General features: G+C 63.0%; 17 protein-coding genes. 8 read left to right on the top strand and 9 right to left on the bottom strand.

From position 1 onward, the window contains the following. Positions 1-11 precede the first annotated feature (11 nt). The 7 genes from IF10I1_RS16750 (at position 12) to IF10I1_RS23160 (ending at position 10,085) form a co-directional block, all read left to right on the top strand. Positions 12-881, top strand: coding sequence for a GIY-YIG nuclease family protein (locus tag IF10I1_RS16750; protein ID WP_186393611.1), 870 nt, complete (start codon positions 12-14; stop codon positions 879-881). Between the two features lie 7 nt (positions 882-888). Continuing rightward, on the top strand, positions 889-1,830 hold the full coding sequence (locus tag IF10I1_RS16745; RefSeq protein WP_186393610.1) for a restriction endonuclease: 942 nt from the start codon (positions 889-891) through the stop codon (positions 1,828-1,830). A gap of 525 nt (positions 1,831-2,355) precedes the next feature. Further along, entirely contained in the window at positions 2,356-3,066 is a 711-nt protein-coding gene (locus IF10I1_RS16740) for an ABC transporter substrate-binding protein (RefSeq protein WP_094462982.1), read from the top strand. Between the two features lie 331 nt (positions 3,067-3,397). Further along, complete coding sequence (locus IF10I1_RS16735; RefSeq protein WP_208994285.1) at positions 3,398-5,029, top strand: methyl-accepting chemotaxis protein; 1,632 nt, start codon at positions 3,398-3,400, stop codon at positions 5,027-5,029. Between the two features lie 238 nt (positions 5,030-5,267). Then, positions 5,268-6,221, top strand: coding sequence for an AraC family transcriptional regulator (locus IF10I1_RS16730; protein ID WP_186424584.1), 954 nt, complete (start codon positions 5,268-5,270; stop codon positions 6,219-6,221). Between the two features lie 166 nt (positions 6,222-6,387). Further along, positions 6,388-7,374, top strand: a complete 987-nt coding sequence (locus IF10I1_RS16725; RefSeq protein WP_186424583.1) for a hypothetical protein — start codon at positions 6,388-6,390, stop codon at positions 7,372-7,374. A gap of 14 nt (positions 7,375-7,388) precedes the next feature. Then, entirely contained in the window at positions 7,389-10,085 is a 2,697-nt protein-coding gene (locus IF10I1_RS23160) for a VWA domain-containing protein (RefSeq protein ID WP_186393607.1), read from the top strand. A gap of 173 nt (positions 10,086-10,258) precedes the next feature. On the opposite strand, the gene IF10I1_RS16715 is transcribed toward IF10I1_RS23160, so the two are convergent. Next, positions 10,259-11,404 carry a diguanylate cyclase gene (locus IF10I1_RS16715; RefSeq protein ID WP_186393606.1) on the bottom strand — a complete coding sequence of 382 codons (1,146 nt, stop codon included), beginning with the start codon at positions 11,402-11,404 and terminating at the stop codon, positions 10,259-10,261. A 292-nt stretch (positions 11,405-11,696) separates the two neighbouring features. On the opposite strand from IF10I1_RS16715, the gene IF10I1_RS16710 reads away from it, so the two are divergent. After that, positions 11,697-12,818 carry a GGDEF domain-containing protein gene (locus IF10I1_RS16710; RefSeq protein WP_186393605.1) on the top strand — a complete coding sequence of 374 codons (1,122 nt, stop codon included), beginning with the start codon at positions 11,697-11,699 and terminating at the stop codon, positions 12,816-12,818. Positions 12,819-12,933: 115 nt separating this feature from the next. On the opposite strand, the gene IF10I1_RS16705 is transcribed toward IF10I1_RS16710, so the two are convergent. The 8 genes from IF10I1_RS16705 to IF10I1_RS16670 all read right to left on the bottom strand — a co-directional run bounded on the left by IF10I1_RS16705 (position 12,934) and on the right by IF10I1_RS16670 (position 21,090). Further along, the gene (locus IF10I1_RS16705) at positions 12,934-13,314 is read right to left on the bottom strand and encodes a DUF6481 family protein (RefSeq protein WP_058900003.1); all 381 of its coding nucleotides are present in this window, start codon (positions 13,312-13,314) and stop codon (positions 12,934-12,936) included. A 78-nt stretch (positions 13,315-13,392) separates the two neighbouring features. Beyond that, positions 13,393-13,617 (bottom strand): hypothetical protein, encoded by a 225-nt coding sequence (locus tag IF10I1_RS16700; RefSeq protein WP_019965150.1) that lies wholly within the window; start codon positions 13,615-13,617, stop codon positions 13,393-13,395. Between the two features lie 133 nt (positions 13,618-13,750). Then, positions 13,751-13,960, bottom strand: a complete 210-nt coding sequence (locus IF10I1_RS16695) for a cold-shock protein (protein WP_026355832.1) — start codon at positions 13,958-13,960, stop codon at positions 13,751-13,753. Between the two features lie 520 nt (positions 13,961-14,480). Next, positions 14,481-15,968, bottom strand: a complete 1,488-nt coding sequence (locus IF10I1_RS16690) for a chemotaxis protein CheW (protein ID WP_186393604.1) — start codon at positions 15,966-15,968, stop codon at positions 14,481-14,483. Next, positions 15,947-17,701 carry a response regulator gene (locus IF10I1_RS16685; RefSeq protein ID WP_186393603.1) on the bottom strand — a complete coding sequence of 585 codons (1,755 nt, stop codon included), beginning with the start codon at positions 17,699-17,701 and terminating at the stop codon, positions 15,947-15,949. Before IF10I1_RS16685 ends, IF10I1_RS16690 begins: the two co-directional genes overlap by 22 nt. Beyond that, positions 17,698-18,159: a hypothetical protein gene (locus IF10I1_RS16680; protein WP_186393602.1), complete on the bottom strand. Its 462-nt coding sequence runs from the start codon at positions 18,157-18,159 to the stop codon at positions 17,698-17,700. Before IF10I1_RS16680 ends, IF10I1_RS16685 begins: the two co-directional genes overlap by 4 nt. Beyond that, positions 18,156-20,630, bottom strand: coding sequence for a chemotaxis protein CheA (locus IF10I1_RS16675; RefSeq protein WP_186393601.1), 2,475 nt, complete (start codon positions 20,628-20,630; stop codon positions 18,156-18,158). The genes IF10I1_RS16680 and IF10I1_RS16675 overlap by 4 nt, the downstream gene beginning before the upstream one ends. Beyond that, a complete protein-coding gene (locus IF10I1_RS16670) occupies positions 20,617-21,090 on the bottom strand; it encodes a hypothetical protein (protein WP_186393600.1) in 474 nt (157 codons plus the stop codon). Before IF10I1_RS16670 ends, IF10I1_RS16675 begins: the two co-directional genes overlap by 14 nt. Between the last annotated feature and the right edge of the window lie 19 nt (positions 21,091-21,109).

Here is a 21,109-nt window from a genome sequence, read left to right as displayed (position 1 = left end):
GAGAAGGGGGAATGCCGAAGGTTTTTTTCACCTATGTCTGGGGACCGCCCGGAGATCCTTGCTGGCCGTTGACATTCGGGTCCAAGGGCGCGCGAACACAGGCGAGGAGAGCCCTGTCCGAGGGGGATCTTGTTTTTACGGTCGGCACAAGGGGGGAGCCGACCATGCCGGAGAGCAGGGGGCGCGTTCTTGGTCTCTATCAGGTGTCCTCACTTGAGGTGAACACGATCGATTACATGGACCAGATCGATACCAGCGGCATCACGGAGCGAGCGGCAAGTGAGTTTCCCTATGCGCTGCATCCGATAGCTGTCTGGGAGATTACGTCCCCGGATAACTTCTTTTCGCGTCTTGTTGGGCCGCTGACGGGGGCTCATCATTTGCGGGCACAATCCACCGTCGTCGAGCTTGATCCGCAGACGTCTGCTCCATTGCTTGAACTCGGCCGCCGTCCGGTTACGCTGGCAGAGCCCAAGACCTTGCTCGGACGCGGGTTGATTGCGCAAAAGAACAGCAAGCTTGCGCCCAAACACGAGGGGGCTTTCAGCGGTGCTTTCGCCGACCATGCTGTCTGGTTTGTTTATATTCTCATTTTGAAGGATCAACGCGGGCACGACCTTGCCTTCAAGATCGGCTATGCAAGCGATCCAGTCACCCGCCTTGCCGCCTATCAGGCGCCCATGGCTGCAGAAGTGACCGGCCTGACCTGGAATCTTGCCATCCAGCAACCGGCTGGCAACGAAGATGAAGCCCGAAGGATCGAGCAGGAGCTATTGGCGCACTTTGCCAGACACCGGCTCGCCAGCAATGGTGAAATCATCAAGGGGGTGAAGCAGACCGATCTCATGTCGGTTTTGGCCGCCCTTCTACGTCCCAGATGAGGCCTTCATGATCCCCGATTACCAAACCCTCATGCTGCCCGTCCTGCGTCTTGCTGCCGAAGGTGAAACGCGGGTGGCGGATGCGGCCGGGCGTATTGCCGGTGAGTTCGGGCTGACGCCGCAGGAGCAGGAGGAGATGCTGCCGAGCGGGCGTCAGCGGGTGCTGCACAACCGCATTCACTGGGCGAAGTTTTACATGAGCAAGGCCGGACTGATCGTCTCGCCGGTGCGGGGGCGCTTTGTGGCCTCGGACAAGGGCAGGGCGCTGCTGGCCGGTGCGCCGCAGCAGATCACCCTGGCGATGCTGATGCAGGATCCGGAATTCCGCGCCTTTTATGAGAACGGGCGTGGCAGCACCAGCGGGGAAGACGCGGCGCGCGCGCCGGGGGCGGTTGCTATTTCTGTTGAGGCTGCCGCTCCCTCCGCCACACCGGAAGAGCAGATCGACGCGGCCCATGCGGCCATGACGGCGGAGCTGCGGGATGAGTTGCTGCAGCGCATCCTCGCCAACAGCCCGGCCTTTTTCGAGCAGCTCATCGTCGATCTGCTGGTGGCCATGGGTTATGGCGGCAGCCACAAGGATGCCGCCGCCCAGCTTGGCCGCTCCGGCGATGGCGGCGTGGACGGCGTGGTCAACGAGGACCGGCTCGGCCTTGACCGGATCTATGTGCAGGCCAAGCGCTACGCTCCCGGCAATCCCGTTGGCCGCCCGGATGTGAACGGTTTCGTCGGCAGTCTCGTTGGCCTTGGCGCCACCAAGGGCGTCTTCGTCACCACCTCCAGCTTCAGCCTGCCCGCACGCGACTACGTGCGCCATCTAGCTCAGCGGGTGATCCTCATCGACGGGCAGGAGCTGGCCGATCTGATGATCGAGCACGGCGTTGGCGTCAGAGGCTACCGGACGGTCGAGTTCAAGCGGCTGGACGAGGATTTCTTCGGGGAGGAGTGAGGCGCCGGCCGGTATTGCTGCCGCAGGTGGCGGGGCATGTGCTGGCTGGGGCGTCGGCGGGGCTTTTTGAGACAGGCGATGAAGCCCGGAAACAAAACCCCGGAAACAAAGCCCCGGAAACGAGAGCCCAGAAACAAAAGCCCGGAAACAGCTGCCCCGCCAACAGAGGGGCTGATGCCAGGGGCTGAGATGCTGGCGCATCACGCCTTGAATTTGCTGAGGTGCCGCGCGGGCTTGGCCTGTTGCCGTTGCGGCATGATCGCCGCGCGGTGATGCTGGATCACAATTTGCTCATAAATTCTCGAAATACTTTTTACATTACACGGCTAATAATATTTGTATGACTAAAATTTAAGGGTTTCTCTATGGAGGAGGCCGCGCATTTCTTTTGATGTTTGAGTCGTTTGCTGAATTTTAACGGAGTAAGTCTAGCGTCCTCTTCGCAGGGCTGCTGTTGAACTGATGCGCTAGAGACAAAGGGACAGGGGCGCTGCATTTGCATTTTTCCAATACGGGGAAGACACTATGCCGACCACCTTGCTGAAGACCGGAATCGCCGCCTCCCTGCTCCTTGCTGCATCGCCGGTGCTGGCCGACTCCTACAAGCTGACCACGCTGGAATGGCCGCCCTATGTCATGGCTGACGGCTCTGGCACCAGCCCCGATGCGGTGAAGAACACCTTCTCAAAGGCAGGTCACAGCGCGGAGGTGGCGGTCTTTCCGTGGAACCGCGCCGTGAAGATGGCAGCGGAAGACCCGGCCTGGATCGGGGTGTTCCCGGAATATTACAGCTCTGACTCCGATGCCGAAAAGGGTGGCAGCCGCTGCCTGTTCTCCAAGTCCTTCGGCATCAGCCCTGTCGGGTTCATCCAGCTTGCAGACAAGCCCATCACCTGGAAATCGCTGGATGATCTGAAGGCCTACAAGATCGGCGTGGTGCGCGGCTACAATAACGAAGAGCAGTTCGATGCCATGGCCGCAAAGGGCGAGATCAAGGTCGATGAGGCGGACAGTGATGTGCAGAACATCCTGAAGGCCGCCGGCGGGCGCACGGATGCCGCGGTGGTCGACAAGCTGGTCTTCGAGCATCTTGCCAAGACCGACCCCCAGGTGTCGGCCGTTGCTGCCAAGCTGTCCTTCAATGATGTCCTGTTGAAGGAGCATGGTCTGCATATCTGCTTCAAGAACTCGGACGAGGGCCGCAAGGCACGCGATGCCTTTGACGGCGGTCTGTGAAGCGCAAGGCCCCGGCTGCTGGTTTCCTGCTGCCGGGGCCTGTTGTCTTTGATCCGGCGTGGCGTTTCCTGACCGGCGTTGCCGGGGTGGGGCGTTGATTGAGCGTCCCCACCTCACGGCCTGGATGCAAGGATGAAGCGGTCGAAGGTCAGGCAGGTGCATGGATATTGTTGCGGTTGACGTAGAGGCCGGGGATTTGTGCGGCCCAGAAGGTCGGTTTTCTCATTTCAATATTTGATATCTGGAAACAATTATCTGTATCCGCTTGCAGAATTAAGACTTCATTCGTCAGTATAAGTAACAATTCTGCGAATTCAGATGGGGATCTACCATGAAGTTCTGGCAGTCCGTAAAATTTGCTACCATTGCGCCGGTCGTGGCGGTCGTTGCGGTGGCTTTCGCCGGGTTCTCCTACGTCGCCAGCACCAAGCAGATTGATACGGTGGAGGCGTCCTTCCGGTCCGAGATCCAGCTGAGCACCGAGCTGTCAAATCTCGCCCTCGGCAATGCAATCTGGGACTTCAATGCGGAACTGGCCAGGACCGTTCTGAGGCCGCTTCTGGACAATCCCCGCTTCTCCTGGGCCGTCGTGCGGGAGGAAAGCGGCTCCATCTTCGCCGTGATTGACCGGTCCGGGGCGAGCGGCCAGGATCTGCTGGACAATGTGCCGGAGGCAGAGCAGGCGCCCGCCGATGATGGCAGTACCAAATTCATCGTAACGCCGGGATATATTGTCGGCATCAAGCCGATTGTGCGCGAGGATGGCGGCAGCCAGACCCGGATCGGCAATGCCTATGTGGCGTTTGACCGTCAGTTCGTCACCAGCGCCCGGACCGAGGCGCTGACAACCTCTCTGCTTTTGACGGCGGCTGCGATCGTGATCGTGTCGCTGTGCCTGTTCTTCCTGATCCGCCGGATTGCCAAGCCGATTGCCCAGTTGTCGCGCACCATGCTGACGCTGGCCGATGGCCAGCTCGACTGTGAGGTGCCTTGCCTCGACCGGGCCGATGAACTGGGCCAGATGGCCAAGACCGTGGAAGTGTTCCGGCACAATGGCCAGCGCCAGCGCGAACTTGAGGGCGCGCAGGCCACCGCCTATGAGAAAGAGCGCGAGCGCCAGGCTGTGCTCGAAGCGCTGATTGCCGATTTCCGCAATGACTCGCGCCAGCTGCTTGAGCCGGTGCAGCAGTCCACTGTTGCCATGGCGCAGATTTCCGACCAGCTGCTCGGCATGTCGAAAGATACGACGAGCCGCACAGCCTCTGTCGCCGCCGCAACCGAGCAGGCCTATGCCAGCGTGCAGACCGTTGCCTCGGCTGCGGAAGAGCTGTCGGCTTCCATTGGCGAAATCTCGCGCCAGATCGCAGACACCAGCGGGGTTGTCTCCGCGGCCAATTCCAAGGCAGCCTCCGCCAACCAGCAGGTGGCCGGTCTTGCCGCCTCCGCCCAGCGGATCGGCGCCGTGCTGCAGCTGATCCAGGATATCGCAGAACAGACCAACCTGCTGGCCCTCAATGCCACCATCGAGGCCGCGCGCGCTGGCGATGCCGGCCGGGGCTTTGCCGTCGTGGCTGCCGAGGTCAAGGATCTGGCAACCCAGACGTCGAAGGCCACCGAAGAGATCGCGGCCCAGATTACGGCCATTCAGGATGCCTCGACCGGCTCCGTGGCGGCGATCGACGAAATTGCCAGAACCATGGTCCGGGTCAACGAATATACCGATGCTATTTCCCGTTCGCTGGAGCAGCAGGGGCTGGCCACCACCGAGATCAGCAACTCTGTGCAGGAAGTGGCCTCTGGAACCCGCGAGATCACGGTCAACATGACCAGCGTCAAGCATGCGGTCGAGGAGACCTCTTCGGCCGCGGCCGATGTGTCGCGCTCCTCGGGCGATGTCTCCGAGAAGACCCGCCTTCTGGCCAGCAACATTGACGATTTCCTGCGCCGCGTCAGCGCGGCATGATCTAGCGCAGACACGCAATGTTACAGGCTCCGGGGCCCGCTCCGGAGCCTGATGCATGTTTGAAGGCAGAGGTTGTTCTTGCTGCCCGCAGATCCGCTCTGAATGCTCCGGGGAGCCGTGAAGATCCTGCGTGCAGCTTCCCAAGCGTGACTTTCGTCACAGGCCGCGCAGTTCCGTATTTGCTATGGTCCTTTCAAGCAGAAAGCCGGGCTGGTGGTTCTGCGGGGAGGGGGGCAGCATGGCGATCCTGTCGATACGGTCGAAAGACTTCAGCCGCGCGCGGCGCGTGGAAGAGTTCCGCAACGTGGTCGCCACTATGACCAAGGTGGACTTCATCCCCGATGACCGGCAGGACTTTCACTCCGAAACATCCATTGCCGTGATGCCGGGACTTATCGTGGGTCACGGGCGGCATTCCGCCTCCACTGCGGTGCGCAGCCAGAGCCACGCGGCCGATTGCAGCGATGACGTGATGTTCCACATCCCGCTCGCTGGCGGCGGCACGATCCTGCAGACCGGCGGGTGCGAGGAAACTCTGCGTCCGGGCCTCGTCTATGCCGATCCGGGCGATGTGCCGGGCACCGTGCGCTTTGGCGGGGAGCATATGGAGGGCATCTATGTGTCCATCCCCCGGGTGCATCTGGGGCCGGCAGCGGCAGGGCTCGATGCGGTGCTGCGCCGCGCCGCGCCGCTGACGCCGCAATGGCGGCTGTTCCTCGGCTATGCACGCATGCTGCATGACGAACTGCCCGCGCTTGCTCCTGAAGAGGCGGCGCAATGCGTGGCGCATGTGCAGGATCTGGCGCTGATGGCCCTTGGCGCCACACGGGAGGCGGCCGAAGCGGCCGCCGGACGGGGGCTGAGGGCCGCCCGGCTGAAGCAGGTGAAGGCGGAGATCGAGCGCAGCCTCGTGACGCCCGGCCTCAGCGCGGACAGGATCGCCGCGCGCCTCGGCCTCTCCCCGCGCTATGTGCGGGCCCTGTTCGAGCGCGAGGGCACGTCCTTCCGGGATTATGTGGCCGCACGGCGCCTTGCCATGGCCCACCGCATGCTGACGGATCCGGCCTGTCAGCATCTCAACATTGCACAGATTGCCCTGGAGGCCGGGTTCGGCGATCTGTCCTGGTTCAATGCCCGCTTCCGCCAGACCTACGGCATGACCCCGAGGGACGTGCGGGCGCACCGGTTCTAAGGTCATATGCAGGGAGATTGGCCCATGTTTGTGCCGTAGTCCCCGCAAACAAGTGCCGAGAGGCCCAAGACCGTCCCGGCCTCTCATCCTAGTCTTTTTTCACGATGCAGTTGCCTGCCTCCTTGCCGGCGGGCAGGGGCTGCATGGCCATTCGAGGATGTTCCGGATGTGGGATTTCAGCCTGACAGGTGCCTTCGCACTCATGGCGCGCACCGCGCCCTTTCTTCTTTTCCGCATGGCCGTCTATTTCGGCATGGCCTGCGCCTATGTCATCGCAACAGGCACGGGCGCGGCCATCGGCTATGGTGCCGGCCAGCTGGGCGATGAGGATTTCCTGGCCTCCAGCACGGCGCTGGGGGGCATTGCCGGCTTTGGCCTTGTGGCGGCGGTGCTCTATCTGCTGCGCGAATATGTGCTCTACATCGTCAAGGCCGGACATATTGCCGTTCTGGTCGAGCTGATGGACGGCCGGTCCCTGCCGGAGGGGGAAGGGCAGGTGGCCTATGGCAGCCGCATGGTGCGTGAGCGCTTTGCGCAGGCCAGCCTGCTTTTCGGCATCGACCAGCTGGTCAAGGGCGTGATTTCCGCCATCGCCGGGCTGATCGAGGGCATTGCTTCGCTTCTGCCCATTCCCGGCCTGCAGGCGGCGGCGGGGCTGCTGCGCAACTTCCTGAAAGTCGCCATTGGCTTCACGGACGAGGTGATCCTTGCCCACGCCATGCGCACCCGCGCGGCCAATCCCTGGGCCTCGGCGGAAGAGGCCCTGGTGCTCTACGGGCAGAACTACAGGACCATGTTCCGCAACGCCGCCTGGCTGGCCGTGATGATCTATGGCCTGTCCTTCCTGGTGTTCCTGCTGGCGCTCGCCCCGGCGGCCGCCCTTGTCTATCTGATGCCCGGCGCGCTCAGCGCGGGTGGCCTCGTTTTTGCCATTCTCTTTGCCTGGGCCTTCAAGGCGGCGCTGCTGGAGCCGCTGGCCATCACCTGCATGATGCAGGTCTTTTTCAGAACAACCGAAGGACAGGTGCCGGATCCGGCCTGGCGTGCCCGGCTGCAGGATCTGTCGGGCAAGTTCAGGGAGATTGGCGGCAAGGCGCGCGACTGGGCGTCAGGACGCGCTGGCGCTGCCCGCTCCACCGCGGCATCCGCATGAGGAGATTACCGGTGATGAAGAGCATCCAACTCAGAACAGCAGCCCTGCTGGCGGCATCCGCCGTCTGCCAGCCACTGGCTGCCACGGCGCAGGAGGCGCCGCGCACCATCATCGTCATGGACGGCTCCGGCTCCATGTGGGGCCAGATCGACGGGCGCGCCAAGCTGGAGATCGCCCGCGAGGCGGTGGCCAGGGTGGTGCAAGGCATCCCGGCGCAGCAGGAACTGGGGCTGCTGGCCTATGGCCACCGCACCAAGGGCAATTGCAGCGACATCGAGCTTCTGGTGCCGCCCGGACAGGGCACGGGCCCTGCGATTGTCGATGCGGTCAATGCCATGCGGTTTCTCGGCAAGACGCCGCTTTCGGCTGCCGTGAGACAGGCGGCGGAGGCGCTGCGCTATGGCGAGGAAAGTGCCACCGTTGTCCTTGTCACCGACGGGCTGGAAACCTGCGAGGCCGACCCTTGCGCACTGGCATCCGAACTGGAGGCGGCCGGCGTCAATTTCACCGCGCATGTGGTGGGGTTCGGCCTGACGAAGGAGGAGGGTGCTCAGGTGGCGTGCCTGGCTGAAAACACCGGCGGGCGCTACATCGAGGCGGCCAATGCGGGCGAATTGGTCAGCGCCCTGACCGAGGCCATCAGCATGGAGCCGCCGAGGGCGAACACCCATTTCCCGGGCAAGCCCTTGATGCCTGCCATCCAGCTTCAAGCAACGGGCGGGGCGATTGGCGCAGAATCTGGCGTACCCGGCCAGCCGGATTTTCCCCGCACCGGCACGGCAGAGGACTGCCGCGCCCTGGCGGAGGCGGATGCTGCAGCCGCAGCCTGGATGTTTGAACCGCCTGGCAGCTATTTCGTCGAAGAGCCGCGCTGCCGCCTTTACAGCTATTCGACCGAGATGGACTGGGCCGTTTATCCGCCGGAAGACGGTTGGGTCTCCGGGTTCAAACCGGATGCTATCCTCTTTGTCCGGCCGCTTGAAGAACCGGCATATCAGCCTGGCAAGGCGGGCATGATCAACCGGGGCCCTTATGCCGTGGGGAGCGTGCAGATTGACCTCGGCGTGAGCGTTGAAGGAACAGAAACAGGCGGTGCAGCGCTTGCTCTGAGGCTTTATCCGGTGGGCAGCACCAGTTCCGATGGGGTCATCACCTACAGCACGGTCGAAGGTTCGCAAGGGGGCAAGGACGCCGGTATCAACCTCGATGCGCCTGGTCAGTATCTGCTCAGGCTCGAAACCTGGGGCGGCGAAGTCCTCGACGAGATGGTGATCGATGCTGCGGCTGATCCGGCCGTGATCCTTACAGCGCCGTCTGCTGCGGCTCCCGGTGCGCCCATCGCGGTTGAAACACAGGGCCGCCAGCTGCGCCTCGACCGGATTGAAATCTGGCAGGGAGATGGCCGGCACGACTGGGGGCGCAGCCTGAGTGAACTGGCCGCCGGTGAATCCCTGCTGGCCCCCTCAGAGCCGGGAACTTACGATCTTGTTTACATGGGGTATAACGCCGCCGGTGAATATGCCGAATTCGCCCGTATCCCGGTTGAGGTCCGCAAGCTGGACAAAACGGAAGGCGAGACGCAAGGCAGGCAAAAGGTGGTGGATGCCGGTGCAGCCACCGGTGCTGCCGCTGGCACCGCGGAGGATGTGGCCTATTCCTGTGATGGGCCTGCGCCTTGCCCCGTGACGGATGGTGCGACCGGTCTTTCCTTCCTGCTGCCGGCCGGCTGGTGGACCGATCAGCCCACGACAGAGGGATACACAACCGGCGCACAGGCCGCAGGTGAGAGTTTTCCGCCGCGGGTCACTTTCTTCCGGCACGGTTCCGGTGACGCTTTGGTGCTTGGGCCGCGCCAGTGGGTGGCCATGAACGGGCCCTGCGAGGATGCGGGCGCCCTTGGCCCCTTCTGCATGTTCGAGAGTGCTGATCCGCAGGTGCTGGCGGCCTTTCAGCTGGTCCGCGCCACGCTGAAATGGGAACAGTCTCAGGCGTCAGCACCTGCCGCGCCGGGCTGCGCAGATGCTCAAGGCCATGGCCCTGATGCTTGCGAAAACGGCAAGGAGGCAGGCGGCAAGGCCTTTGCGGATTATCTCCACCGCTGCCTGCCCGGTGACAGGACGGCTGACGGCTGCAGCATGCGCGATGCCGCCACCGGTCTGACTTTCGATTTGCCGGAAAACTGGGTGGCGGATGTGACACCCGCATCGCCGTTGCCGCGTGCCGAGTTTGCCGAACAGGCAGGGTCTGCCCATTCGCTCTGGCTCAACCCGGCCGATTGGCCGCAGGGTGACCGGGGGTGTTTCCTGACCCGTGCCGGGCAATTGTGCACTGACCCGGACCGGATTGACGAAGCGCTGGCCCGTGACCTGCAAAAGCTGCAAGTCACCTTGACCACCGGAGAGGTTCTGCGCCGCTGCGGCAATGAGGATTGCACCTTCGAGCAGCGCAATCCAGCATTCGCCGGAAAGCTGCCGGCGGGCTGGTCGGTTGAGGTGGCAAGGCCACTGGCTGATGGCAGGCTTTCCGCATGGTTCTGGGACATGGATCCGGCCGGCAATTTCAAGCTCATCGGCCTCAACCAGCCGGATGGGGACACATGCCTTGAAGCGGGAAAGGGCCAGATGCTCTGCGAGTTCACGCCTTACATTTCAACGGATGAAGCCGGTCTCATCCGCGCATCCCTGAAAGCCGGTGCTGTTCCGGCGCCCTGAACGCTCTCGGGAAACTCCTCCCGCAGCTGCCGCGCCAGCCCGCACTCCTGCCTCATCCGGGGAGAGCGGCCTAATACCAAGGCTTTCGATGCTGACGCATCACGCCTTGAAAATGCTCAAGCGCCGCACGGGCTTAACCAATGCTCGATGAGCCAAGCTCATCGAGCATTGGGCTAACTGGCTGCCGCCAGCTTGACCCTGTTCCGTCCGGCATTCTTGGCTCTGTAAAGCGCCTGATCGGCGAGGCGGCAGGCCTCCGCAAGACTGGTCTGGAAGGGCACCGGCGCAACGCCAAAGCTGGCAGTCACCGTGAGGCCATGCGGCAGGTCCGGCAGAGACATGACCTCCAGCCGCAAGCGCTGCGCAATCTGGACGGCGGCATCGATATCCGTTCCCGGCAGGAACAGGGCGAATTCCTCCCCGCCCATGCGGCCGGCCACAGCCTTGATCCCCGCACAGGCGCGCAGCCGCTCGCCAAAACCCCTGATCACGGCATCGCCGGTATGGTGGCCGAACGTGTCGTTGATCTGTTTGAAATGATCCAGATCGCACAGGATGATGGCGTGGGGGCCATGCGGATCATTGCGCAGCAGAGCGTCGGCCCGCCGGTCAAATCCGCGCCGGTTGGCAAGGCCCGACAGACTGTCGAGCTCCGATTGCGTCTGCTGCAGGGCCATGATCTCGAGAACGAGCTTCGCCAGCAGGGTCAAACCTGTCGCGACCATCAGGACAGCCGTCAGACTTTGCGAGATGAGCGCATAGTTCGTGTGAACATAGTCCTTGGCCGTGCTGCCGGCTCCGAAGACGACAGCCAGCCCGGCCTTGGCCAGGAAATGCAGTCCGGTGACCAGCAGCAGGAGGCCGAGGAACCGGTCAAGCCCCGTGCGGTGCGGAGCGGATAACACGACAAGGGCGCCAGCAAGCACCGTGATGGCAAAGGGCGCCTGATAAAGGAAGGCGTGAAGCGGCGTGCCTCGTGGCAGATCATAAATGATGTAACCGAGAAACAGGCTTGCGGACAGGAAGATGGCAATGCCCCTGGCATCGATCCGGCGGCGGTACATTTCGCCGATCCCGGCCGTCATCATGGTCAGCCCGAACAGAACCGACGCAAAGGCTCCCAGCGCCCACAGCCGGGGCGGCCCCGCATAGGCGACGAGCAGTTCGCACAGGGCCGAGAGTGAAGCCACACAAAATCCCGCGCCAATCCATCTTGCCGCAAGAGGAAACTGGCTGCGCCGGGCGGTGACAAAGAAGACGGCGCTGAACGACAGGGCGACAGCGAAGTTCACCATCAGGAAAAATGCTGCGCCGTTCATTGTCATGCCGCCATGATAGCATGGTGTGCTTGTGTCCGCCCACCGTTTGTCCGCCTTGGATAATGCGCAAGTGTGAAGGCTTTCCTGCCTTTTTGGTGTCCGTTTATCTGAAATGCAGAGCGATCAGGACTTGTAATATTTATATGTGTCACGGGATTGATCTGCGTACGGCAGGCTGCATTCAACGGAAACTGCATTTACGTCAGCATGTCTGGCAACACTGCCGGTTCACTCAAAAGTAGCTCTTCTGCAGTATCCGCTGAACTATGTTTGGCTGGTTCCCGGATTGAAGATGGATCTTGCGACGGTTCTCCTGCTCTACAAGTCCTCGTTGATGGTTGGGGCGGTCTGTTTTGCCTATATGCGCTGCCGGTCGCAGGAACCGGGATTGGACTTTCTGGCAGCGGGCTTTGCGGTGCTTGCCTTTGGCTCGACACTGGCCGGGTGGGGGGAACAGGGGCTGGTGGCCTTCGTCACGTGGACGATGGGCAGCTTTACAGCCGGGGCAGGCGGATATGCGCTGATTGCGGCGGGGCTGGTGCAACTGAGCAGCCGCCGCCGGTGGGTGGGGGACTGGGCAGCAGGTGCCGCCGCGCTGGCGCTCGTCCTTCTGGTCTGGCGGATGGAGTGGTACGCGGACAATACCGTGCGGGCTGTGCTGTTCAATCTGACCACTGCCGTTTATCTGGCCGCCGCTGCGCTGGTCATCTTCCGGGATTATCTGCGGGACCGTCTGCCGGCCCGCTTCGGCCTGCTGGGGGCGCTGCTGACGTCCATCGTGTTCGCCGGTCTGGCGGCGCTGGCGCTGGGAGCCCCGGAATTCGGCCTGCCCGATCCGCGCCAGTCCTTCTTCATGCTGATCATCTGCCAGTTCGCCATTGCGCTTTTCGTGGTGGTGCTGGTGCAGGAGCGGGCGGAGGCCAAGCTGAAGCGTCTGGCCAACACCGACGCGCTCACCGGCGTGCCGAACCGGCAGCATTTCCTGGCGTCGCTGCCGCAGCACCTGCAGCCGGGTGACGCCTTCATCATGCTGGACATCGACCACTTCAAGAGCATCAACGACCGTTTCGGCCACGAGGCCGGAGATGTTGTGCTGACCGGTGTGGCGCAGGCGATTGCAGGCGCCGCCGGTCCGCGCGCGCTTCTGGGCCGCCTCGGCGGCGAGGAGTTCTGCCTGTTCCTGCGCGGCCAGACGCAAGAGACCGCCCTGGCGGGGGCCGAACAGATCCGTCAGGCCGTGAAATCCCTTTCGTTCAACCCCGGCGCTGACACCATCACCACCAGCGCCAGTCTTGGCATAGCAGTCTGGACCGGGACGGAAGACACCCGCGCCTTGCGGCACAAGGCCGACGAGGCGCTTTACCTAGCCAAACACCGCGGCCGCGACAAGGCGGTGCTTTATGGGGCCGCGTGATCCGGCAAACGCCTGAACAGGGAGCGGCCTGAAAGGGCTCCCTGCCAGAGAAACGCGGACCAGCTTCTGGGCCAATTTTTCAGGCCAAATCTCAGGCCAAATCTCAGGCCAAATTTCAGGCCTGACGGGCTTTCCGGTTGGCGTAGCGCCGGTCACGCTCGGCCTTGCGGGCGGCTTCATCTTCCATAACGCGGGCAGCGCGGTTCCTGTCGGCCAGTTCGCGCGCTTCGGTTTCGGCTCTGGCTGCGGCCTCCGCTTCGGCGGCCTTGAGGGCGGCTTCGTTCGCGGCCCGGTTCTGTTCATCCAGCTTTGCCTGTGCGCGTTCGGCCCGGCGTGCATCACGGGCTTCCGCGATCCTGATCCGCTCGGCCTGCTTTGCTTCGCGCTCCGGTCCGGCTGCTTCCTTTGCGGCGCGGAAAGCCTGCACAAGGGCTGCCTTCGCGTCGGAGGCTGTGCTGCGGCGGCCGGAATGGCCGTTGTTCGTCATGTCTCTCAAGTCTTCACTCCATCAGGCGGTTCCGCCTTGGCTTTTTCATGCAAAGGGCACCAGCTGCCGGTGCAGCGGGCCCCGCGGTCAGGTCCGTTTGGTCCGTTTGGCAGGGGATTTGGCGGCAGCTGCAAGGCTCTCGCTCAGTTCCCTGGCAAGCCGTGCTTCCCGCAGTCTCAGGGTCTTTTCGTCACGCGCGGCGGTGATCGCGTCCAGCTCTTCAAAGGCACGGGTGCGGGCAAAGAACTGCGACTGTTCCCGGCCAAAGGCCGTTTCCGCCTGCTGGCGGGACTTGCTGTGCTTGTCGGTCATGGGGATCCTTCCGGACGTTGCCCGCTGCTGCGGGCAACAAAAAAGGCCAGGCAAACTGCCTGACCTTGTTTGGTCTCATGCTTTCGGCAATGCCAGTACATCCGTGGTCAAGGGAAAGCAGATCCCGGATCTATCAGGCGGCCTGCAGATTGCAGGCAGACATCTTGCCCGACTTGTTGTCGCGCTCCATGTCATAGGAAAGCTTCTGGCCTTCCACGATTTCGCGCATGCCGGACCGTTCGACGGCCGAGATGTGGACGAAGGCGTCCGGGCCGCCATTGTCAGGCTCGATGAAACCGAAACCCTTGGTGGAATTGAACCATTTTACTGTGCCAGTGGTCATGATGAACCCTTTCATAGCATAGAGAAAAGCCGCAAGCCCGGAGGCCTGCAAGCGGTGATAACGATGCTTTAGAGGGAGTGTTCGTTCAGCGCGATGTTGATCGCGTGATAACCAAAGCTCAGCAAAAAAGATATCGATGAAAAATACATACGAGTTGCGCGCCGGTTTGTCAATTTTTGTTTTTGAAAAACATGAGCTGGAGCAAAAATACGCAGGGTTTCAGCCGGAAAAACAGTTTTGAATCTTTCCGTTTTCGAACCTGGTGCAAGCATTTTATCCCTGCAAAGGGCTTAGATTCGTGATCCCGGGCCGCGGCTTCCTCACTGGGCGCGACAGCCCTGGCTCTTCTGGCCAGAGTCTTGTCCTGCCCTGACAGGATCGGAAGATAGGGCAGTGCAGACAATCCCGGCTGGAGCAACTGCCCGCCCAACGTGGTGTGGCCGGTCATTGATCCGCAGGCGCGTGTACCCGGTGGGGAGCTGCCGCTCCCGAGACATGGAAAACAGGGGATGCCGGGTTGTCATGTAAAGCGGCGGGGAAGGAGGCGGTCGATGGTCAGGACGGCCATAAGGCGGCCACGGATACGCGCGACCGCATGCACCGGCAGGCTGCTTTGGCTGGCAACCTCGTCGAGGTCCTCTGCGGCAACATCTTCGATGCGCAGCACCTGATCTGCGGTGATGCCCGCCATCGAGCCCTCCAGCTGAAGCAGAACGCAGGGCGGAGCCTCACTGGCGGTGCCCGCTGCTTTCAGGCGCCGGCGAAGATCGAGCACCGGCACCACCCGGTCACCTGCATCCGCCAGTCCATCGAAGCCGTTGCCGTCACCGGGCAGTGGCGAAAGGCGGACACTAGACAGGATGCTATCAACGCGGTCGAGATCAATTGCAAAGAAATCATCTGCCACGCGCAAGGTGAGAAAGCGGAAGCCAGGCTTTGTGGATATCGTCGCAGGCAGAGCGGCGGCTGTCTCTGCGGTCTCAACTTCCGTGGGCGCGCGGTGCGGGGCAAGGCGCTCGATCACGGCCTGATGCTCACCGGTCAACGCCAGTGGCTCCAGGATCGCAATGATCCGCCCCTCGACAACGGCATAGCGGCTGATCCCTGAAACTGCGTCTTCAGCAGTGAATATCTCGTCTTCCGTGAGGGAGAGAAGGCCTGGGGCCCGGTCGGCCAGAAGGGCAAAGTTGAGACGGGCGGCAGGATCGGCAATGCGCAGCACGACCGTGTCCTGCGCAAGGCTTCCCACGGGAGCCCTGGCGCCAAGAAGAACCGCTGTGTCGATGACCAGCAGCGGGTTTCCCTCGTGTTCCATCAGGCCGGCTACATAGGAAGGTGCCGCAGGCAGCGGCCGGAGCCCCGCAGGTTCGAGAACCTCTGCGATGACCGGGGTGGGCAGCGCATAGCGGTCGGCGCCAATGTCAATCAGAAGATGTGCGAAGCGCTCGGCTGCCGCCGCTGCACTGCCGTCTTCGTCCAGTTCCGGCAAGCCGGCGGGATCTGCCGGAAGCAGCGCGCCATCTTCAACCAGCCCTTCTGCATCCATGCGGGTCTCGGCGGCAAGACGGACATAGTCGACAACGAGCCAGCTGGCACTGCGGGCATTGAGGCATTGCGGCAGAAAGGGGGATGACGCCTGTGCATCCATGTCCTGCAGGGTATCAACAGGCCTGATGGCGCCGTCCTCGACGGCGACCATAGCGACCACATGATCCACCTCCAGCGCGCGAACATCGTCGCCGCTGGCCAGGATGACCAGCGAACCCGGCCCGCCTGAGCCGGTTTTTGCAGGCAGGCCCAGAACCCCGGCCAGATCCATTAGCGGGAGCACGCGGTCCTGCACGAAGATAAGCCCGCGGACATGACGCGGGCAAAAGGGCAGAGGTGTGACAGGCGCCGGCTCATTGACAGAGAGGACGAGATCCAGAGGCAGGGCGAGGTGGATTCCACCAAGGGTCGCCAGAAGATAGTCGATGCGCTCCACCGTCACTTCTCCTTCAAGGTCCACACGCCATCCCAGGGCGTGACGAATGAAGCGGCATCGCGGATCATCATCATCCTGCACCGGTCGCGCAGCAAAAGGCTCGCCTTGTCTGCGGGCATTAGTTCAAGGGCACGGACGAAACCGGCCTCAGCCATGGCGAAGTCTCCGGCGCGGTAGGCACTGAAGCCGCCTGCATGGGCCTCCAGCCACTGCTCCTGAATGGGGCCTGGTGTGTCGCTTGGCAGGATTTCGTAGACTTCGGCCGGGCGGGTCTGGCCCTTTACCCGGACCACGTCCACCAGCCGCAGCGGCACGGGCCGGGTCAGCTGCGAAACGGTTTCTCCGCATGCAAGGATAGCTGCACCATAGGTGTTGGTGATGGCCTCCAGCCGCGAGGCCAGGTTCGCAGCGTCGCCGATGACCGTATAGTTCATCCGGTCAGGTGATCCGATGTTTCCGGCAAGCACCTCGCCGCTGGCAAGGCCAATGCCGATGCGCAAGGGCTCGGCTAGGCCGTCCTGACGCCGTTCATTCACCAGATCCAGTGCCTTGATCATCACCCGGGCAGCTTCCACGGCACGGTCTGCATCGCCGCCCTGTGGCGCAGGTACGCCAAAGAGGGCCATGATTGCATCGCCGATGAATTTGTCGATGATCCCGCCCTGATCGCGCAGAATGTCTGCCATGAAGGAGAAATAATCATTGAGAAGCCGCACGGTGCCCCGGGCACCGAGCGCCTCGGAAAGGGAAGTGAAGTTGCGGATGTCGCAGAAGAGCACGGTCGCGGGAACTATGGCACCGTCCAGAACACTTGCATCTTGTCCGGCCATGATCCGGGCGACTGGGTTTGCCTGAATGCGGGCGAGCAGTCTTTCGAGGTTCTTTTCCCGGTTAATGTCGAGGAAGGAGACCGCAAGAAAATCCTGGGAGCGTGGCAGCCGGCGAGCGCTCAGACGCAAGGAGGTCCAGTCACCATCCGGCGTTGCGAACTCACATTCAACGCCTTCGAGAGGGGGCGCTCCCTGAAGCACGGCGGAGATTTTGTCAGCCAGGTCTTCATTATAGTCAGCAAAGACCGAAGCCAGTGCCAGGCCCCGTGGAAGAGGGCCCATTCGCAGGATCGACCGTGCAGCGGTGTTGGCAAGAGCCAGATGGCCGCTGGCATCGAAAACGAGCAAGCCACCGGCCATGGCGCCGGTCAGTTCCTCCAGTGCAGGTCCGCCCAGCAAATGAAGGTTGCTGCCGGTGACGGAGTGGCTTTCTGCTTCATCCGATGCTTCGCTAGCGGCATGGGCGGGCCGGTCTGCATCAAGCACAGGCGGCAGCCGGAGGACACGCCGTGCCGTGGTGACGATTTCCGAGGCGCGCTTCTGTTTCAGGTCAAGGCTGACAGCGCCGGACGGCTTGGCGATGATGGCGGCAGCGCCGAGCCGCAGGGCTTCAAGCCGCTCGGCCGAGTCTGCGGACGCGACGAGCGACGACAGGATCACGACCGGGCAGGGAGAACGCAGGCTGAGGCGGCGCAGTGTTTCCAGGCCCGACATTTCCGGCATCTCGATGTCGAGCAGGACCAGGTCTGGGTTAAGCTTGCGCACCTGCTGCAGCGCGGTCTTGCCGTTTTCCGCCTCGCCCGCTACCTCAAGCAAAGGATCGCTTTCAATGATCTCGCTGACGAGGCGGCGGATGATATAGCTGTCGTCCACGACAAGGATGCGGCGGCGCAGCGGCGTTCCGGCAGCGGTGGTGAGGGCGCTCATAGGTCTTCCTCCCGCAGGCTTTGCGGGTCAATGGCGGCACGCCGCAATTGCCGCAAGAACGCCATAGGCGCAAGTCCGGGCTTTTCACGCAGCACACAGATCAGACCGCCCGTACCGGGATCTGCAACGACGCCGGCGAGCCAGCGGTCAAGCGGTGCGAGGGCGCGGGGCAGATTGCGCAGGCTGTCAGGCGGGTGGTTCTCGATCCGTTCAACCCGGTCGGCGGCACAGAGCCAGGCAGCCGGGGTACAGGTCAAGCGCAGACCGACCGGGTTAAGCGGCAGGCTGGAGGGCAGCTGCAGCAGGCGCGCAAAGTCGGCAATGAGCATCTGCCGGTCCAGAACTGTGTCTCCGGAGGCTGGCCGGGCGGCGCCGGTCAGGCTGCGCACTGAAGCGACGGCTGCCCTGGGCACCAGAAAGGCAGAATACCCGGCATGGACACGCAAGTAGCTGCTCATGGCGACACCCCATCGGCGCTGCGCAGGCCCTTGTTGACGGCACGGGCGGCGAGGCCGAACAACTTGTCCGGATCCAGTACCAGCACGATGCGGTCGGCGCCGAGAATGGAAATGCCGCCAACGCCTGGAAGTTCGGCCACGCGCAGATGCGTTTCCCGGATCAGCAACTCGGTACGGCGCAGGATGCGTGCGATCCGGAAGCCTGCCCTGCGGCCCTTCCAGGAACAGATGACAACAGAAAAATCTGCCTGGCTGTTTATCTCCTGCTCAGGCAGGTTCATCAGTTCGCAAATATCGAAGAGCGGCAGGAAGCGGCCGCGCAGCAGCAGCGATGGATGTCCGTTGACCGGCTGGACCGCGTCTGCCGGAAAAACGGCAGCCTCGGCCACCATGGTTTCCGGGAAGCCGATCGTCTGGCGTCCGGTGTCTGCCAGCAGCATGGGCCGGATCGCTGCCGAAAGGGGCATGTCCATACGAAAGGCCGTGCCGCGGCCTGGCTCGGTGTCGATCTCGATGCGCCCGCCGAGCCTGGTGACATTGACCAGAACCACATCCATACCAACGCCGCGGCCGGAAACAGTGCTCGCTTCCTCGCGCGTGGAAAAGCCGGGGGTGAAGATGAAGCGGGCAATCTCGGCGCTGCTCATGCGTGCCAAGTCATCCGCGCTTGCCAGACGCTGGGCAATGGCTTTTTCCCCAACGCGGGCAATGTCGATGCCGCGCCCGTCGTCACTCACGGTGAGGACCAGACGGTTGCCATGCTGTTCGGCGGTCAATGTCAGCCGCGCGGTCGCAGGCTTCCCGGAGTTTATGCGGGCTTGCGGTGTCTCGATGCCATGATCGATGGCATTGCGGATGATATGCATCAGCGGGTCGATGAGCATGTCAGCCATGCCCTTGTCGATCTTGATCGAGCCGGCGGTCTGTTCAAAACGGACAGACTTTCCGAGGTCCCGCGCCGCGTCCCTGACCATCCGCGGGAAACGGGCGATGATGTTCTCGAAGGGGATGACGCGCAGCCCCAGTGTGCTCTCGTGGATCAGGCTGATAAAATGGCTGACTTCAGCTTCGAGCGTCAGAAAGTCGCGCCGGTCCGCCATCAGCGCTTCCACCTCTGGCAGCATTTCGGGCGCGCGTGCAGAGGCATAGTCATAGAGGCGGCGCAGGGCATCGCCGCTGCGGCCCTCGCTGGCAAGAACGTTTAGCCGGCTGCCAAGGGTGAAGAACGAACCGATACGGCCGAAAAGGCGGTCAAGAACCTCGACCGGGACGCGCACCTGCGTTTCTTCAGCTGCCGCCAGGCGCGGAACCGCCTGCTGCTCGCCGAAATGGACCGGAGCAGAGATGCCATCCAGCCAGGTGACAGAGACTGGCACCAACCCTGCGCTCTCCAGTCCCGGCAGTGCAGTCCGGGTGTCCGCAGCTTCAAGTCCCTCGGGCATGTCTTGCGTGGTCACTGCGATGAGCAGGGCAAGACCGGGACCTTCCGCGGCCTTCACGCTGCGCCCGGCGATCAGTCCGGGCAGGGCGGACACCAGCCCCGCCAGGCGCTGTGCGCCTGGCGCAGGCAAAACCACCTCGGCGAGCCTTGCGGCAGGGTCCTCAGCGAAACGGTCCAGTGCGGGGGAAGCCTGCCTGGGCAAGTGATGCAAAGCCACCTTCCAGTGCGAAAGGCGGGCGGCCAGCAAGTCCGGCAGACTTGGCGGCGACGGTGCGGCCGCAGGGTCTGATGGTTCGAGCGGCTCTCCCAGTGCCATGCTCGCCTCTGCCCAGCCGGTTTCGATACCCGTTAGGTTTTCAAGGGTCCGGGCCTGATTGATGATACCGGCGAGGATGCGTGGACAATCGCCGGGAGTTGCCGTTGTGAGCATCCTGGCGCAACGCTCCAGTCCGTGCAGACCGAGGCGGGCGCAGCCATGGACGAGCACCGCTGCCGTCTGACGAAGTGCATCCAGGTCGCCGCTTGCCTGGGCGCTTGCGAATTCATCGAGCAGTTCCGACAGAAGTTCGGCAAAGGCCCGGCTCATCTCCGGTTCAAGCCCCAGAGCATCAAGCGCAACCGTCTGTTCCGGAAAGTCTGCGGTCAGGCCTGCTGAACTGGCACTGGCCTGCTGCTCCAGATCTTGCGCCAGGCCCTCCTGTGCAAGGAAACTGGCAAGATCGCCCGACCCTATGGCCCGGCGGATGCCATCCACCAGGCGCAACAGGGCGTCAATGGCTGGTGCCTCGAGTGGTTTTCTGCCGTGCCGCACCGGGTAAAGGCAGGCCTCTGCCTGATGCGTCAATTCCTCAAGCTGGGAGATTCCTGCCACCCGGGCAAGGCCCTTGAGCGAGTGGAAGGCGCGGAACAGGAGGTCAATATCCACGCGGGAGAGGGGGCCCGTCTCAGCGCCCACCAGCAGCGGCTCGATGGCATCCAGATGCTCGGCAGCTTCGGCCAGAAGGTCGCTGGCAAAGTCAGTGCCCTGCATTGGTGGCCTCCTGCTGCGGCGGCAGGTTCGCGTCCTGGCTGATCAGGGCCCGGAGCCCTGCCAGCAGGTTGTCTCCCGCCGGTCCTGCAAGAAGCGGATCTGCCATGCCGCTCACCTTGGCATGAATGAGGCTGGCACCCCGGCTGCGGCAGAGGTCATACCCCTGGCTGCCCGGGGTGACGGCCAGGCCGATTACGGCAACGGGAGCCGGCTGGATGAGGACCGCCGCTCCGGCCATGCGCGCCACATCCGTGAGGCTATCCGCATCGAGTAGAACGGCATCGCAGACCAGCTTGCGCAAACTGACGAGCGCATCCGCAGTCCCGGTCACCGAGAGGCTTGCCTCCGGGGCGCGGGCCAGAAGAGCATGCAGGCTGTCCGCCAGACCAAGGTCATCGCTGACCAGGATTACACTCCATGCCTCTGTGCGCGCCGTGCCTGCCGCCATTGTCTTCCCCATCTCATCACGCCTGCTTGAG

Origin of the sequence: Pannonibacter sp. I15F10I1, from assembly GCF_900185665.1 — a bacterium.
GTDB classification, from domain to species: Bacteria; Pseudomonadota; Alphaproteobacteria; order Rhizobiales; family Stappiaceae; genus Pannonibacter; species Pannonibacter indicus.
Note: the sequence above shows the minus strand (reverse complement) of the source record. Positions and strands in the feature narration are given on the sequence as shown.